10 protein-coding genes are annotated in these 14496 nt (G+C 72.7%); 4 read left to right on the top strand and 6 right to left on the bottom strand.

Annotated elements, in window-relative coordinates; genetic code table 11:
* Positions 1 to 138 precede the first annotated feature (138 nt).
* The 5 genes from AVL61_RS10795 to AVL61_RS10775 form a co-directional block, all read right to left on the bottom strand.
* Positions 139 to 327, bottom strand: coding sequence for a hypothetical protein (locus AVL61_RS10795; protein WP_058874335.1), 189 nt, complete (start codon positions 325 to 327; stop codon positions 139 to 141).
* A 234-nt stretch (positions 328 to 561) separates the two neighbouring features.
* Positions 562 to 768 carry a transcription antiterminator/RNA stability regulator CspE gene (cspE, locus tag AVL61_RS10790; RefSeq protein ID WP_017832155.1) on the bottom strand — a complete coding sequence of 69 codons (207 nt, stop codon included), beginning with the start codon at positions 766 to 768 and terminating at the stop codon, positions 562 to 564.
* A gap of 238 nt (positions 769 to 1006) precedes the next feature.
* On the bottom strand, positions 1007 to 1330 hold the full coding sequence (locus AVL61_RS10785) for a DMT family transporter (protein ID WP_058874334.1): 324 nt from the start codon (positions 1328 to 1330) through the stop codon (positions 1007 to 1009).
* Positions 1330 to 1677: a DMT family transporter gene (locus tag AVL61_RS10780; RefSeq protein ID WP_058874333.1), complete on the bottom strand. Its 348-nt coding sequence runs from the start codon at positions 1675 to 1677 to the stop codon at positions 1330 to 1332. Before AVL61_RS10780 ends, AVL61_RS10785 begins: the two co-directional genes overlap by 1 nt.
* 3 nt (positions 1678 to 1680) lie before the next feature.
* The gene (locus AVL61_RS10775; RefSeq protein WP_058874332.1) at positions 1681 to 2211 is read right to left on the bottom strand and encodes a TetR/AcrR family transcriptional regulator; all 531 of its coding nucleotides are present in this window, start codon (positions 2209 to 2211) and stop codon (positions 1681 to 1683) included.
* A gap of 175 nt (positions 2212 to 2386) precedes the next feature.
* On the opposite strand from AVL61_RS10775, the gene betT reads away from it, so the two are divergent.
* From betT to AVL61_RS10760, 3 genes are all read left to right on the top strand, one after another.
* The gene (gene betT / locus AVL61_RS10770) at positions 2387 to 4531 is read left to right on the top strand and encodes a choline BCCT transporter BetT (RefSeq protein WP_058874331.1); all 2145 of its coding nucleotides are present in this window, start codon (positions 2387 to 2389) and stop codon (positions 4529 to 4531) included.
* Positions 4528 to 6021 carry an aldehyde dehydrogenase family protein gene (locus AVL61_RS10765; protein WP_058874330.1) on the top strand — a complete coding sequence of 498 codons (1494 nt, stop codon included), beginning with the start codon at positions 4528 to 4530 and terminating at the stop codon, positions 6019 to 6021. The genes betT and AVL61_RS10765 overlap by 4 nt, the downstream gene beginning before the upstream one ends.
* Before the next feature lie 100 nt (positions 6022 to 6121).
* Positions 6122 to 7753: a GMC family oxidoreductase gene (locus AVL61_RS10760; RefSeq protein ID WP_058874329.1), complete on the top strand. Its 1632-nt coding sequence runs from the start codon at positions 6122 to 6124 to the stop codon at positions 7751 to 7753.
* A gap of 91 nt (positions 7754 to 7844) precedes the next feature.
* Here AVL61_RS10760 and AVL61_RS10755 read toward each other — a convergent pair whose 3' ends face one another.
* The gene (locus AVL61_RS10755; RefSeq protein ID WP_058874328.1) at positions 7845 to 10970 is read right to left on the bottom strand and encodes a hypothetical protein; all 3126 of its coding nucleotides are present in this window, start codon (positions 10968 to 10970) and stop codon (positions 7845 to 7847) included.
* 128 nt (positions 10971 to 11098) lie between these two features.
* Here AVL61_RS10755 and AVL61_RS10750 point away from each other — a divergent pair, with 128 nt between their 5' ends.
* The gene (locus AVL61_RS10750) at positions 11099 to 14443 is read left to right on the top strand and encodes a DEAD/DEAH box helicase (RefSeq protein ID WP_058874327.1); all 3345 of its coding nucleotides are present in this window, start codon (positions 11099 to 11101) and stop codon (positions 14441 to 14443) included.
* Positions 14444 to 14496 lie beyond the last annotated feature (53 nt).

Raw genomic sequence — 14496 nt, 5'->3', positions numbered from 1 at the left:
CGGCGGGCAGGACGACGACGGAGGCCGCAGCCCATCGGGCTGCGGCCTCCGTCGTGCGCGCCGCCCGCAGCCCGCTCCGCACCCCGGGCCGCTCCGCACCCCGGGCCGGGCCGCACCCCGGGCCGGGCCGGGGAGCGCTCACTCGAGACCGTAGTCCCCCGCGGAGCCCCAGCCGCCTCCGGCCTCGTCGGCGGAGCCGTCGAACTCCCACTCGGAGGCCTCGACCTCGAAGGGCACGGTGACCTCCAGCTCGGCGTCGGAGATCCGGTTCAGCACGAAGGGGTCCTCCGGCTCCTCCGCCGCGGGGAACGGATCGGGTGCGGTCATGGCAGGACCTCCGGGTGCTCTCGCGCCTCGCCCTGCCCCGGGGCACGGCGAGGGGATGTCGTGGGACGCGGGACGGTGGCGTTCAGCGCTGGTGACACGGGACGGTGGCGTTCCGCGCTGTGGGACACAGTGCTGCGGGACTCGATGCACGTCGGCCACGACGACAGAACCGCCGTCGGGCGGAGCCCGACGGCGGTTCTGGAGGATCGACGGGCCGGGGCCCGCGGAGGATCCTTAGGAGATGACGTTGATGTTCGCGGCCTGGGGGCCCTTGGGGCCGTCCTGGGTCTCGAACTCGACGCGGTCGTTCTCGTTCAGCGAGCGGAAGCCGTTCGAGTTGATCGCGGAGAAGTGGGCGAAGACGTCCTTGGAGCCGTCCTCGGGGGTGATGAAGCCGAAGCCCTTGTCAGCGTTGAACCACTTGACGATACCGGTAGTCATGGGAGACCTGATCCTTCATGAGATGAACGTTTCCCGACGTTCGAGAAACACGACAGTTGTGATGCATGGAAAACGTCTTCTCAGAAAAACTGCTGCACCCGAGTGGGCCGAACTGCTTGAAAGACAAAAACGAACCTCAACAACTGCGGACCACTCTACACGAGTTCCGGCACCGCACCAGCAAAACGGTGCCGGGCCCGCCCCGGGGCCTGCCGCCGGGCCTGCCGCCGGGAGCCGCTCAGCCCGGCGGGGCGCCCAGCTCGATGAGGAGCACCCCGCCGACGATGAGGGCCACCCCGGCCGCCGTCACCCAGGTGAACGGCTCCCGGAACAGCAGCCGGCCGGCCAGCGCCGTCAGCGCCACCCCGGCCGCCGACCAGATGCCGTAGGCGACCCCCAGCGCCATGCCCTCGGCCAGGGCGAGACTCAGACAGGTGAAGGCCACCACGTAGCCGGCGACCACGGCGGCGTACCAGCGGGGGTGGCCCCGGGCGGCCGTCCGCAGGGACAGCGTCCCGGCGACCTCGGTGAGGATCGCGGCGGCGAGGAAGATCCAGGCCATCAGCCGCGCCCCTCCTGCTCCGGGGCGGGGCGGCGGGAGCCGAGCTCCACGCAGAGCACGCCCGCCACCACCAGCACGAGTCCGGCCAGCACGGCCGGGCTCAGCCGCTCGCCGAAGACCACGGCCGCGGCGAGGGCGGTGAGCAGCACCCCCAGGGCGGCCCACACGCCGTAGGCGACCCCCACGGGGGTGCCGCGGCGCAGCACGGCGGCCAGGAGCGCGAACGCGGCGACGTATCCGGTGCCGACGAGCACGTACCAGCCGGGCTCGTCCAGGGCCGCCTTCAGCGCCAGCGTGGCCGCCACCTCGCTGAGCACGGCGCCGACGAGCAGCAGCCATCGGGTCACGGCTCAGCCCGCCAGCAGCTCGTCGGCGACCGCCCGCACCCGGGCCCGCTCCTGCGGGCCGGGGGCGAAGACGCCCGCGGCGTCGGCGAACCACACGCCGTCGGCGAGCAGCCGCACGGCCAGCAGCCGGCTTCGCCGCTCGGCGGGCAGGTCCTCGGGCAGGTCCACCCACGGGGTCATCCGGGCCACCCAGCGCTTCTTGAGCGTGGCGCGCAGCCGCTGGTCGGTGAGCATCACGAGGTCGGTCTCGTCGACCTCCCCGGACAGGCACCAGTCGAGATAGGCGCGCAGGCGCTCCTCCGCCGGCACCAGCTCCGGCGGCGCGGAGAGGCGGCGGGCCATCTGTGCGTCCCAGCCGTCCATCACCCGGTCCACCAGGGCGAGCATCAGCGCCTCCTTGGTGCGGAAGTGGTACATCACCCCGGGCTTGCTCAGCCCGACGCGGCGGGCGGTCGACTCCAGGGAGACGGTGCCGCCGGCCCGCAGCAGCTCGAGGGCGCCGTCCAGGATGCGGTCGCGGGAGGAGGAACTCATGCCAAGAACTTTACCAACCGGAAGGTTGGTGACACCATGTGACGTGGGCCGCCGCTCCTCCCCGTGACGGTGCCGGCCCCGCGGGGACGACGACGTCCCGCCCCCGCCCCGTCCGCCCGGACCGGCGTGCGGGCGACCCCACGAGACCGGACCACCCTTCCCAGGAGGACCCGACATGACCGCTGCCCTGTCCACTTCCGCCCCCGAGAGCGAGGGTCCGCCCGGCGCCGCGGCGCGACCGAAGGTCAACCGTGCCGTCTTCGCCGGCTCCGGTGTGAGCATCGTCCTGTTCTCCCTGTGGGCGATCCTGGCCCCCGAGCAGGCCGCCACGGTGATCGGCGCCGTGGTCGCCTGGATCGCCACCAACATGGGCTGGTTCTACGTGCTCACGGCCGCCGTGGTGACCGCGTTCGTGGTGATCGTCGCGGTCTCCCGCGAGGGCACCATCAAGATGGGCCCGGACCACTCGAAGCCGCAGTACAACCTGTTCACGTGGACCGCGATGCTCTTCGCGGCCGGGATCGGCATCGACCTGCTGTTCTTCTCCGTGGCGGAACCGGTCACCCAGTACTACGGCCCGCCCACCGGCGAGGGCGGGACGGCCGAGGCCACCCGCATGGCCGTGGTGTGGACGCTGTTCCACTACGGCGTGATCGGCTGGGCGATGTACGCCCTGATGGGCATGGCCTTCGGCTACTTCGCCTACCGCTGGAACATGCCCCTGAGCATCCGCTCGGCCCTCTACCCGCTGATCGGCAAGCGGGTGCACGGCCGGGCCGGGGACGCCGTGGACATCGCGGCGCTGCTGGGCACGATCTTCGGCGTGGCCACCTCCCTGGGCATCGGCGTGGTGCAGCTCAACTACGGCCTCTTCCTGCTGTTCGGCATCGAGGAGGGCGTCGCCGCGCAGACCGCGCTGATCGCGGTGGCCGTGGTCATGGCCACCGCCTCGTGCGTCTCGGGCGTGGACAAGGGCATCCGGCGGCTCTCCGAGCTCAACGTCCTGATGGCCGTGGCCCTCGTGGCCTGGGTGCTGATCGCCGGGCGCACCTCCTTCCTGCTCGACGCCACGGTGCAGAACCTGGGCGACTACGTGGCGGAGCTGCCCGGGATGGCCCTCGACACCTTCGCCTACACCGGCGCGGCCGAGTGGATGGCCGGGTGGACCCTGTTCTTCTGGGCCTGGTGGATCGCCTGGGCGCCGTTCGTGGGCCTGTTCCTGGCGCGGATCTCCCGCGGCCGCACCCTGCGCGAGTTCGTGGTCGCGACCCTCACCGTGCCGTTCGTGTTCATCCTCATCCTCGTCTCGGTCTTCGGCAACAGCGCCCTGGAGATCGTCACCGGCGGCGACGACGCCTTCGGGCAGGCCGCCATGAACACCCCCGAGCGGGCCTTCTACTCCCTGCTCGAGCAGTACCCGGGCGCCCCGCTGCTCATCGGTCTGGCGACCCTGTCCGGGCTGCTGTTCTACGTCACCAGCGCGGACTCCGGGGCGCTCGTGATGTCCACGTTCACCTCGACCATCCAGGACCCCACCCAGGACGGGCCCAAGTGGCTGCGCGTGTTCTGGGCCGCCGCGACCGGCCTGCTGACCCTGGCGATGCTGCTCGTCGGCGGCGTGGCCACTCTGCAGGCGGCCACGCTGATCATCGGCCTGCCGTTCTCGGTCGTGATGTACCTCGTGATGATCGGGTTCTGGAAGGCCCTGCGCGCCGAGCGCTCCCAGCGCGAGGGCCGCTCCGCCACCCGCCGCTCCGTGACCGCCTCCCGGACCCCCGGCCCGGACAGCCAGTGGCGGCGCCGGCTGACCCGCATCGGCTCCTTCCCGGGCCCGCGGGCGGTCCGCCGCTACGAGGAGCACGTGCTGGCCCCGGCCCTGGCCGAGGTCGTCGAGGAGTTCTGCGCCCAGGGCCACGCCGCCGAACTGTCCAGCTCGGAGGTCGGCTACCAGGGGCTGTCCGAGTACACGCTGACCGTGCCCATGGGCGACGACCGGAGCTTCTGCTACCAGATCTACCCGGTGGCGACCCCGGTGCCCGCCTTCGGCGGGTTCCGCACCAACCCCGACTCGGACCTCTACTACCGCCTGGAGGTCTTCAACGAGACCGGCTCCCAGGGCACCGACGTCATGGACTGGAACCGGGAGCAGCTCATCAACGACGTCCTCGACAACTGGGAGGCCCACCTGGCCTTCCTGAGCATCCACGACGGCCCGTCCATGATCCAGGACGGCGCCGAGGGCCACCCCGACTGGTCCACCGACATCCACGACGTGCCGACGGGGCAGACCCCCGCGGTGACGAAGGAGGCACACCCGTGACCGACACCCTGTTCATCGACGGACGCTGGCAGCCCGCCGCCGCCGGCGGCACCCGCACCATCGTCTGCCCCGCCGACGGCACCGAGGTCGGCGTGGTCTCCGAGGCCGGCGCCGAGGACACCGAGCGCGCGATCGCCGCGGCCCGCCGGGCCTTCGACGACGGCCGCTGGTCCTCCGTGCCCGCCCCGCGGCGCGGCGACCTGCTCCTGGCGGTGGCCGCCCGGCTGCGCAAGCGCAAGGACGAGTTCGCCCGCGCCGAGTCCCTGGACACCGGCAAGCGCCTGGCCGAGTCCGGGATCGACATGGACGACATCGCCGCGTGCTTCGACTGGTTCGGCAAGAACGCCGCCGAGCAGGCCGGGCGCGTGGTCGACGCCGGGGACCCGGCCGTGGTCTCCAAGGTCGTCACCGAGCCCGTGGGCGTGTGCGGGATGATCACCCCCTGGAACTACCCGCTGCTGCAGGCCGCCTGGAAGATCGCCCCGGCCATCGCGGCCGGCTGCACGTTCGTGCTCAAGCCCGCCGAGCTGACCCCGCACACGGCGGTCCTGATGATGGACGTCCTCCAGGAGGTGGGGCTTCCCGACGGGGTGGCCAACCTCGTGACCGGCGCCGGCGCCGAGGCCGGGGCGCCGCTGGCGAGCCACCCCGACGTGGACCTCGTCTCCTTCACCGGCGGAGTGGTCACCGGGCGGACGATCGCCGCCGCGGCCGCGCCGACCGTGAAGAAGGTCGCCCTCGAGCTGGGCGGGAAGAACCCCAACGTGGTCTTCGCCGACGCCGACTTCGACGCCGCCGTGGACAACGCTCTCAACGGCGCGTTCGTGCACTCCGGGCAGGTCTGCTCCGCCGGGGCGCGGCTGGTGGTCGAGGAGTCGATCGCCGAGCGCTTCGTCGACGAGCTCGTCCGCCGGGCCGAGCAGATCCGCCTCGGCGGCCCGTTCGACGAGCAGGCCGAGACCGGAGCCCTGATCTCCGCCGCGCAGCGGGAGAAGGTGCACGCCTACGTGCAGCACGCCCGCGAGCAGGGCGCCCGCGTCCGCTGCGGCGGCGAGTTCGCCACCGGCGCCTCCGCCGACGGCTCGCTCGACCTCGAGCAGGGCTTCTTCTACCCGCCCACCGTGATCGACCGCTGCACCCGCGAGATGGACTGCGTGCACGACGAGGCCTTCGGCCCCACCGTCACGGTCGAGACCTTCCGCACCGAGGACGAGGCCGTGGAGATCGGCAACGACACGATCTACGGCCTCGCCGGCGCCGTGTGGACCCAGGACGCCGGGCGGGCCCAGCGCGTGGCCGGGCGGCTGCGCCACGGCACGATCTGGATCAACGACTTCCACCCCTACCTGCCGCAGGCGGAGTGGGGCGGGATGAAGCAGTCGGGCACCGGCCGCGAGCTCGGCCCCACCGGCCTGGGCGAGTACCAGGAGCTCAAGCACGTCTACCAGAACACCGCCCCGGCCGTGACCGGCTGGTTCGCCCAGCACTGAGCCGGGCCCACCGGCGCCGTCGTCGTCCCCGGATCCGCGGGGACGACGACGGCGTGGGCCCACGGACACTCGTTCCCCGAATTCCCCGCCAGGAGAGACCATGACCGTTCCCAGCACCACCCCCGCCCCGCAGACCCCGCAGGAGTTCGACTACGTGGTGGTCGGCGGCGGCTCCGCCGGAGCCGTCGTCGCCGCCCGGCTGTCCGAGGACCCGGCCGTGACGGTCGGGCTCATCGAGGCCGGCCCGCACGACGCGGGCATCGACGAGGTGCTCACCCTCAGCCGCTGGATGGAGCTGCTCGAGTCCGGCTACGACTGGGACTACGCGCTCGAGGAGCAGGAGAACGGCAACTCCTTCATGCGCATGGCCCGCGCCAAGGTCCTGGGCGGGTGCTCCTCGCACAACTCGTGCATCGCGTTCTGGGCCCCGGCCGAGGACCTCGACGAGTGGGAGCAGGTCCACGGCGCCGAGGGCTGGAACGCCGAGACCGCCTTCCGGCTCTACCGGAAGCTCGAGACCAACGACGCCGACGGCGCCCACCACGGCCACGACGGACCCGTGCACCTCATGCAGGTCCCGGACGACGACCCCTGCGGCGTCGCCCTGCTCGAGGCCTGCGAGCAGGCGGGGATCCCGCGCACCCCGTTCAACACCGGCGAGACCGTGGTCAACGGCGCGAACTTCTTCCAGCTCAACCGCAGGCCGGACGGCACCCGGGCCTCCGCGTCCGTGTCCTACCTGCACCCGGCCGCCGACCGGGCCAACCTCACGGTCCTGCACTCGACCCAGGCCAGGCGCGTGGTCGTCGAGGACGGCCGGGCCGTGGGCGTGGAGGTCGTCGACAACGCCTTCGGCACGGCCCGCACCGTGCGCGCCCGCCGCGAGGTCGTCGTCTCCGCCGGGGCGATCGACACCCCCAAGCTGCTGATGCTCTCCGGGATCGGCCCCGCCGGGCACCTGCGCGAGGTCGGCGTGGACGTGCTCGTGGACTCCCCCGGCGTCGGCGAGCACCTGCAGGACCACCCCGAGGGCGTGATCCAGTGGGAGGCGAAGAAGCCCATGGTCACCGAGTCCACCCAGTGGTGGGAGGCCGGGATCTTCACCCGGGTCGACCCCGGCGGCGACCGGCCGGACCTGATGATGCACTACGGCTCGGTCAACTTCGACATGCACACCTACCGGCAGGGCTACCCCACCGCCGACAACGTCTTCTGCCTCACCCCCAACGTCACCCACGCCCGCTCCCGCGGCACCGTGCGGCTGCGCTCGCGCGACTTCCGGGACAAGCCGAAGGTCGACCCCCGGTACTTCACCGACCCCGAGGGCTACGACATGCGGATCATGACCGCCGGCATCCGCAGGGCCCGCGAGATCGTCGCGCAGTCGGCGCTGTCCGAGTGGGCGGGCACGGAGCTGTTCCCGGGGAAGGACGTGCAGACCGACGAGGAGATCGCCGACTACGTCCGGCGCACCCACAACACCGTCTACCACCCGGCCGGGTCCTGCCGGATGGGCCCGGCCGAGGACGCGATGTCCCCGCTCGATCCGCAGCTGCGGGTCAAGGGCGTGACGGGACTGCGCGTGGCCGACGCCTCGGTGATGCCGGAGCTGACCACGGTCAACCCCAACATCACCGTCTACATGATCGGGGAGCGCGCGGCGGAGCTCATCGCCGCGGACGCCGCCGGCCGGGCGGCCGCCGGCGTCGGGGCGGCCGCGACGACGGCGTAGTCGCGGACCGGGCCGCGCACCGAGCGGCCGACGGGAACGGGCCCCGGGTCGGACGACCCGGGGCCCGTCGCCGTTCCCGGCCGGGAGCCGCTCAGCTCATGAGCTTGTCCACCAGGGTCTGGGCGAACTCGGGCGTGACGTCCCCGTAGTTGAGCGAGAAGTCCTCGTCCACCTTGGCGGGCAGCAGCCCCGAGCACAGGACGGCGGCGCGGGCGTAGAGCCCGGCCAGCTCCGCGCCGATGGGCACGGACAGCAGCTCCAGCTCGGGATCGTAGGAGACGATCGGCACCCCGGCCTGCCGGGCCGCGAAGTGCTTGCCGATGCCCGAGGCCACGAACCGGGCGTGGCCGGACTCGACGTCCGCCGGGGTGCGGAACGCGTACCGGGTCCGGTGGTGGTGGTTGATCCGGTACAGTCCCGGCCGGTTCCGGTCCTCGGTGTGCTCCCACGTGGCGTCCTCGGGGGCGAAGCGCTCGGCCACCCCGTTGTACTGCATCTCCGCGCGCCGCAGCCGCTCCTCGACCTCCGACAGAGGGGGCAGGGTCTCCAGCATCGCGGGCCCGGCGTCGAAGACGACGTCGCACAGCCCCACCGGCAGCGCCTCCTGCAGCGTGCCGAGGTCCACGTCCTGCAGCAGCGTGGTCCCGTGGTCCTCGGGGGAGAGCACCACCACGGACGCCTCCTGCGCCGCGGCCGCCTCCGCGACCAGGGCCTCCTTCTCCGGGGTCCAGCCGCCGGTGAGCAGCACGGAGCCGTCCACCAGCTGGGTGAGGGAGGGACCGCAGACCTGCCAGCGCCGCACGATCCAGTGCTCGTCGCGGACCACCTCGAGGAAGCCGAGGGCCTGCAGGTGGCCCACGAACCACTCCTCGAAGCGTTCGGAGTCCTCGAGCTGGCGGGCCACGATCGACAGGCTCGAGCGCTTGCCGCCGCCCAGGAAGGTGAGGGCGTCCCGGAACGGCGCCCAGGACGTCGGGTACTCCCCCTCGTCCGGGCCGATGAAGCGCAGCGCGTCCACGGAGCCGGTGGAGGTGAGCGCGGAGGGCTTCGTGAGCCGGCCCGGATAGCGCTTCTGCAGCCCGCACTGGGCGCACTGCCCGAAGATCCACGGCGCCTTAGCCTTGGGCTCCATCGCGGGCAGCACGATGCGGTGCCGGCCGGTGGCCAGGCAGGAGCGCCCCTCCGGCTCGGGCAGCGCGTTGCTGCGCTCGAGCAGCAGCTGCCCCTCGGAGGAGTGCCAGCCCGGGGCGCCGGGGACCTCGTGGTCCCCGCCGGCCTCCCGCGCCGGCAGGTTGTCGAAGGCGCCCTGCACGTACCGCTCGGGCAGCTCCGCCACGATGCCGGCCGTGACGGGCCACAGGGGCTCCTCCTCGACGTGCACCATCTCGCCCTCGTAGCCGAGGGAGCGCTGGGTCAGGTGGAAGGAGGAGTCCCGGAGCTTGAACTCGCGGCGCTGCCGGACCGTGCGGCCCGCCTTGAGGACCAGGGTGTAGTCGTTGGGCTTGAGGGTCCGGTCCGCCCGTGCCATCGGCGTGCCGTGCAGCGAGATCTGGAACGGCGGCACGCGCCCCTCCACGAGCTTCGCCTTCTCCAGCTTGAACGAGTGCGGGTTGCGCCACTCGCACTCCACGGTGAGGGGCGCGTCCGTGTCCGAGGTGATGGTCACCTGCGGGGGGCGCAGCGCGGACCAGCGCACCACGCTCCCGGGGATCCGCAGGCCCCCCGAGAGGGTGATCGCGGGGACCAGCCGGGGCACCAGGCCGGAGAAGTTGTCGTTGGCGGTGAGCTCCGGGTTGCCCGCGCGCAGCACCTGCACGTCGTCGAACATCACCCAGCCCTCGGCCAGGCCGTGGGTGCCGGCCTCGACGAAGCGGTAGTCCGGGGAGGCGGAGTCGTCGAGGATGCGCTTGATCTGGGCGATCCACTCGGGCTCGTCCCGGACCATGATGCGGCACGGCCAGGCCGCGGGGATGTGGTCCACGGAGATGAAGGTGTCCGAGAAGCCGTCCTTGGCGAAGATCACCACGGGGCGCGGGTTGCGCTCGAAGCGCACGTCCCCGGCGCTGAGCTGCAGGGTCCCGCCCAGCAGCGATCCCGGGTCCATCCGCGCGGTGTAGGCGGAGACCCCGAGGAAGGCGTCCCCGATGAAGGACAGGAACACGGTGCGCGGTCCCGCCGTGGTCTCGAGCTCCACCTCCCGGCCGGAGAGGAAGCGCTTGGGCACCACGAAGCCGAGCTCGAACACGGGGTTGCCCACGTAGTCGGTGCTGTCCGTGAGGGACAGGGAGCACGACTTGACCGCGCTGCGGCCCGGGCCCCGGCCGTTGGCGCGGACCTCGGCGCGGGCCTGCTCCCGGGACTGCTCCCAGACCGCGAGCTCCGCGAGGGCGATCTCGAGGCCGGGCTCACGGGTCAGCGGGTTCGCCCAGACCTGCTTCATGGCCTTGGACGCCTTGGTCTCGGCCATGTCCAGCCAGAAGTCGAGGTAGACGCCCAGCTCCGCGGCGGACAGGCCCTGGGCGGTGGTCATCCCCAGGTCCTCGAACATGCGGTGCAGCTGGCGCCGCTCGGCCTCGCCGAACATCGTCTGGGACAGCGCGAGCCCGACCGGCCGCTGGTTCACCGCGTACGCCGTGGGCAGGCCGATCTCGCCGTTGCGCAGCTCGAGCCAGTAGCGCAGCGCGTCCCAGTACGCCTCGGTGTCCTTCTTGAAGGACGACTCGAGGGCCTTGGCGTTCTCCGGCCCGGCCTGCAGCAGCACGGTCAGGGGCAGGAAGAACGTGGAGACGGACTTGTTGCCCGTCCGCGCCGCCAGGGTCGACATGTGCCGCCCGGCGAGGGCGAACAGCGCCAGCAGGGCGACGACGGGCGGCGGCGAGATCTCCGCGATGGAGTCCAGGCTGCGGCGGGTGGCGCGGTACCACTGGCCGTTGAGCCGGTTGAACACGTCGAACACCGAGCGCCGCCCGTCCTCGGTCACGAGCAGCGGCGTCACCGAGTCCGCGAGCGCCCGCAGGGTCGAGGGCCCGTCGAGGCCGCGCTCCTCGCCGATCGCGGCGAGCGTCTTGTCGTCGAGGTCGAGGTAGATCAGCTCCCCCGCCCGCTCCGGGCCGAAGAAGGCCGCGCAGACGGCGTCGTTCCAGCGGAGGTAGGCGAGCTCCTCGGCACTGTCGGCAATGGCATGGTCTCCGAGGCGGAGCCCAGCAGTGTCGGGCACGAGTCCTCCGTCCGCGGCCGCACGTGGGGCCGCTGTCGATAGTTCGAGGGGTCGCCTCGATTATAGATAGCCCGCGGGAGGGCTCCGCACACGCGGCTGCCGGTGCCCCGGCCCGATACGGTGGGACGATGCATTCCCCTCCCGGCCCCCTCGTGGACTCCCGGCGGCTCGTCGCCGCCTCCGGGCCCGCCGTCTTCCGCCGCGGCCAGGAGTACTTCCGCACCGGGCGCGTGCGCACCGTCCGGTGGTCCCCGGGCGCCGAGGGGGCCGGTGTCCTCGCCGCCGAGGTGGAGGGCTCCGGGGCGGTGTACTCGGTGACCGTGCACGTCGGGGCCGGCGGCGCGCCGGGGCCCGCGTGGTGCACCTGCCCGGCCGGAGGGTTCTGCAAGCACGCCGTCGCCGCGGTGCTGCGCCACAACTTCGAGACCGCGGTCCGCGCCCACCAGCAGGGCGGCACCGCCGCGCCGTCGTCCCCGGCCGGCGCCGCGCCCCGGGAGGGGCGCGCGTCCGCGCGGCGCGGGGACGCCCCCGACTGGAAGGACGCCCTGACCGAGATCCTGGGCGGGATGGACCACGTGGAGCCGCCCCCCGAGGAGCCGGAGGGGGTGGCCCTGGAGTTCGACCTGCGCCGGGAGCCGTACCGGTACGTGCACGGCACGGGCCGCGCGGGCTCGCCGTGGCACCTGTACGTCCGCCCGGTGCGCCGGGGCCGGCGCGGCGGGTGGATCAAGGGCGGACTGGACTGGGAGACCGTGACCGCGGACGCCGGCCGGTGGTCGCTGAGCCCCGAGCAGGTCGACTGGTTCGACGAGCTCCGGGCGCTCAGCGCCACCCGCTCCCCCTGGGCGGTGCACGACCGGCACTGGATCCGGCTCGACTCCTACGCCTCCCCGCTGCTGTGGGGCATCCTCGCCCGGGCGGAGGCCGCCGGGATCTCCCTGGTCGGCCGGGAGCACGGGCTGCCCGTGGCGCTCGAGGAGCCGGGACGCTTCCACGTGGACGTGCTGCGCGGCCCCGGAAAGGACCTCGAGCTGCGGCCCACGGTGGACAGCGGCGGCCGCCGGATCGCCCTGGACACCGCACGGATCATCGGCGATCCCGGGCACGGGCTGTTCTCCCCGGACGGCGACCCGCAGGCCGTCGCCGACACCGAGGACCTCAACGTCCTGCCCCTGCGACTCGTGCCCCTGGCCACCCGGCTCACCCGCGAGCAGCGGCGGTTCCTGGACACGGCGGGCGGGCTGCGGATCCCCGAGGACGAGGTCGAGGAGTTCTTCGACCGCTACTTCCCGCGGCTGCACCGCAGCATGGACGTGGACACCGGGGACGGGTCCATCGAGCTGCCGCAGGTCGCGGACCCCGAGCTGGTGCTCACCCTGGAGCACCAAGAGCTCACGATCCGCGCCCGCTGGGAGTGGGAGTACCAGAAGGGCCGGGAGCGGATCCTGCTGCCGTTCCGCCCCGAGGACCCGCTCGCCGACGAGCCCGTGCACCGGGAGTCCTCCTGGGAGACGGCGGTCACCGCCGCGGTCCGGCACCGGGCGCCCGGCGTGGACTTCCGCCGCTCGAGCTACGTGGCGCAGGACGCCCTGGTGCTCGTGCGCGAGTGGCTGCCCGCCCTCGAGAAGGTCCCGGACCTGCGGATCGAGCACACCGGCGGGCGCCGGGCCTACCAGCAGATCGCCGAGCCGCCCACCATCACCGTCAGCACCGCCGCCACGGAGCGCCGCGACTGGTTCGACCTCGGGGTCACCGTCAAGGTGGGCGAGTTCTACATCTCCTTCGCCGACGTCTTCCGCGCCCTCGACCTCGGCCAGGACGTGATGCTGGCCCCGGACGGGTCCTGGTTCTCCCTGGACCGCCCCGAGTTCGACCGGCTGCGCGAGCTCATCGCCGAGGCGCGCTCGCTGCAGGAGAGCCCCGAAGGGCCCCTGCGGATCCACCGGCACCAGGCCGGGCTGTGGCAGGACCTCGAGGACGTCGCCACGGACACGGAGCAGGCCGAGGCCTGGCGGAAGGGCGTGCGCTCCCTGCTCGAGCTCGGGGCCGTCGGGGCGCCCCCCGTCCCCGCGACGCTGCACGCCGAGCTGCGCCCGTACCAGCGCGAGGGCTACTCGTGGCTGAGCGTGCTGTGGGACCACGGCCTGGGCGGGATCCTCGCCGACGACATGGGCCTCGGCAAGACCGTGCAGGCGATCGCCCTGATCTGCCGCGCCGTCGAGCAGGACCCGGACCTGCCGCCGTTCCTCGTGGTCGCCCCGACCTCCGTGGTGCCCAACTGGACGGCGGAGATCCGGCGCTTCGCCCCGTCCCTGCCGGTCGTGGGCGTGACCGACACGCAGGCCAAGGCCGGCACCGCGCTCGCGGACTCCGCCGGCGGCGCCCGCGTGGTGGTGACCTCCTACACCCTGCTGCGCCTGGACGAGGCCGCCTACCGGGGGATCTCCTGGGCCGGGGTGCTGCTCGACGAGGCGCAGTTCGTGAAGAACCCCCGGACCAAGGCGCACCGGGCCGCGAAGGACCTCGACGCCCCGTTCAAGCTGGCGATCACGGGCACCCCGCTCGAGAACAGCCTCGTGGAGCTGTGGGCGCTGCTGTCCCTGACCGCGCCCGGGCTGTTCCCGTCCCGGCGGAAGTTCACGGAGACCTACCAGCGCCCCATCGAGCGCGGGCAGGACGCCGCGGCGCTCGCCCGGCTGCGCCGCCGCGTCAAGCCGCTCATGCTCCGCCGCACCAAGGAGTCCGTGGACCTCGAGCTGCCGCCCAAGCTCGAGCAGACCATCGAGGTGGAGCTCTCCCCCGCGCACCGCAGGATCTACGACACGCGCCTGCAGCGGGAGCGGCAGAAGGTCCTGGGCCTGCTGCGCGACCTCGACCGCAACCGGTTCACCATCTTCCAATCCCTGACCACCCTGCGCCTGCTCAGCCTCGACGCGTCCCTCGTGGACCCCGCGGCCGACGTCTCCTCGAGCAAGCTCGACCTGCTCTTCGAGCACCTGCCCGAGATCGTGGCGGAGGGGCACCGGCCCCTGGTGTTCAGCCAGTTCACCAGCTTCCTCAAGAAGGCCGCCGCCCGCCTGGACGAGCTGCGCATCCCCTACGCCTACCTCGACGGCTCGACGACGGACCGGGCGCGGGTGCTCGAGCGGTTCACGTCCGGCGAGGTCCCCGTGTTCCTGGTGAGCCTCAAGGCGGGCGGCTTCGGGCTCAACCTCACCCAGGCCGACTACTGCTTCCTCCTGGACCCGTGGTGGAACCCGGCCACCGAGGAGCAGGCCGTGGACCGGACCCACCGCATCGGCCAGCAGAAGAAGGTGATGGTCTACCGGCTCGTGGCCCGGGACACGATCGAGGAGAAGGTCATGGCGCTCAAGGAGCGCAAGGCCAGGCTGTTCACGGCCGTGCTGGACGACGACCGGATGTTCTCCAGCGCCCTCACGGCCGAGGACATCCGGGGCCTGCTCACCCCCTGACCTGCGGCTGCGTCGACGGAGGGGTTGCGGGCCCGTCACATTCCCCCGCACGA

Origin of the sequence: Kocuria rosea subsp. polaris, assembly GCF_001483755.1 — a bacterium.
Lineage (GTDB): Bacteria > Actinomycetota > Actinomycetes > Actinomycetales > Micrococcaceae > Kocuria > Kocuria cellulosilytica.
This window is presented reverse-complemented; position numbering and strand designations above follow the sequence as displayed.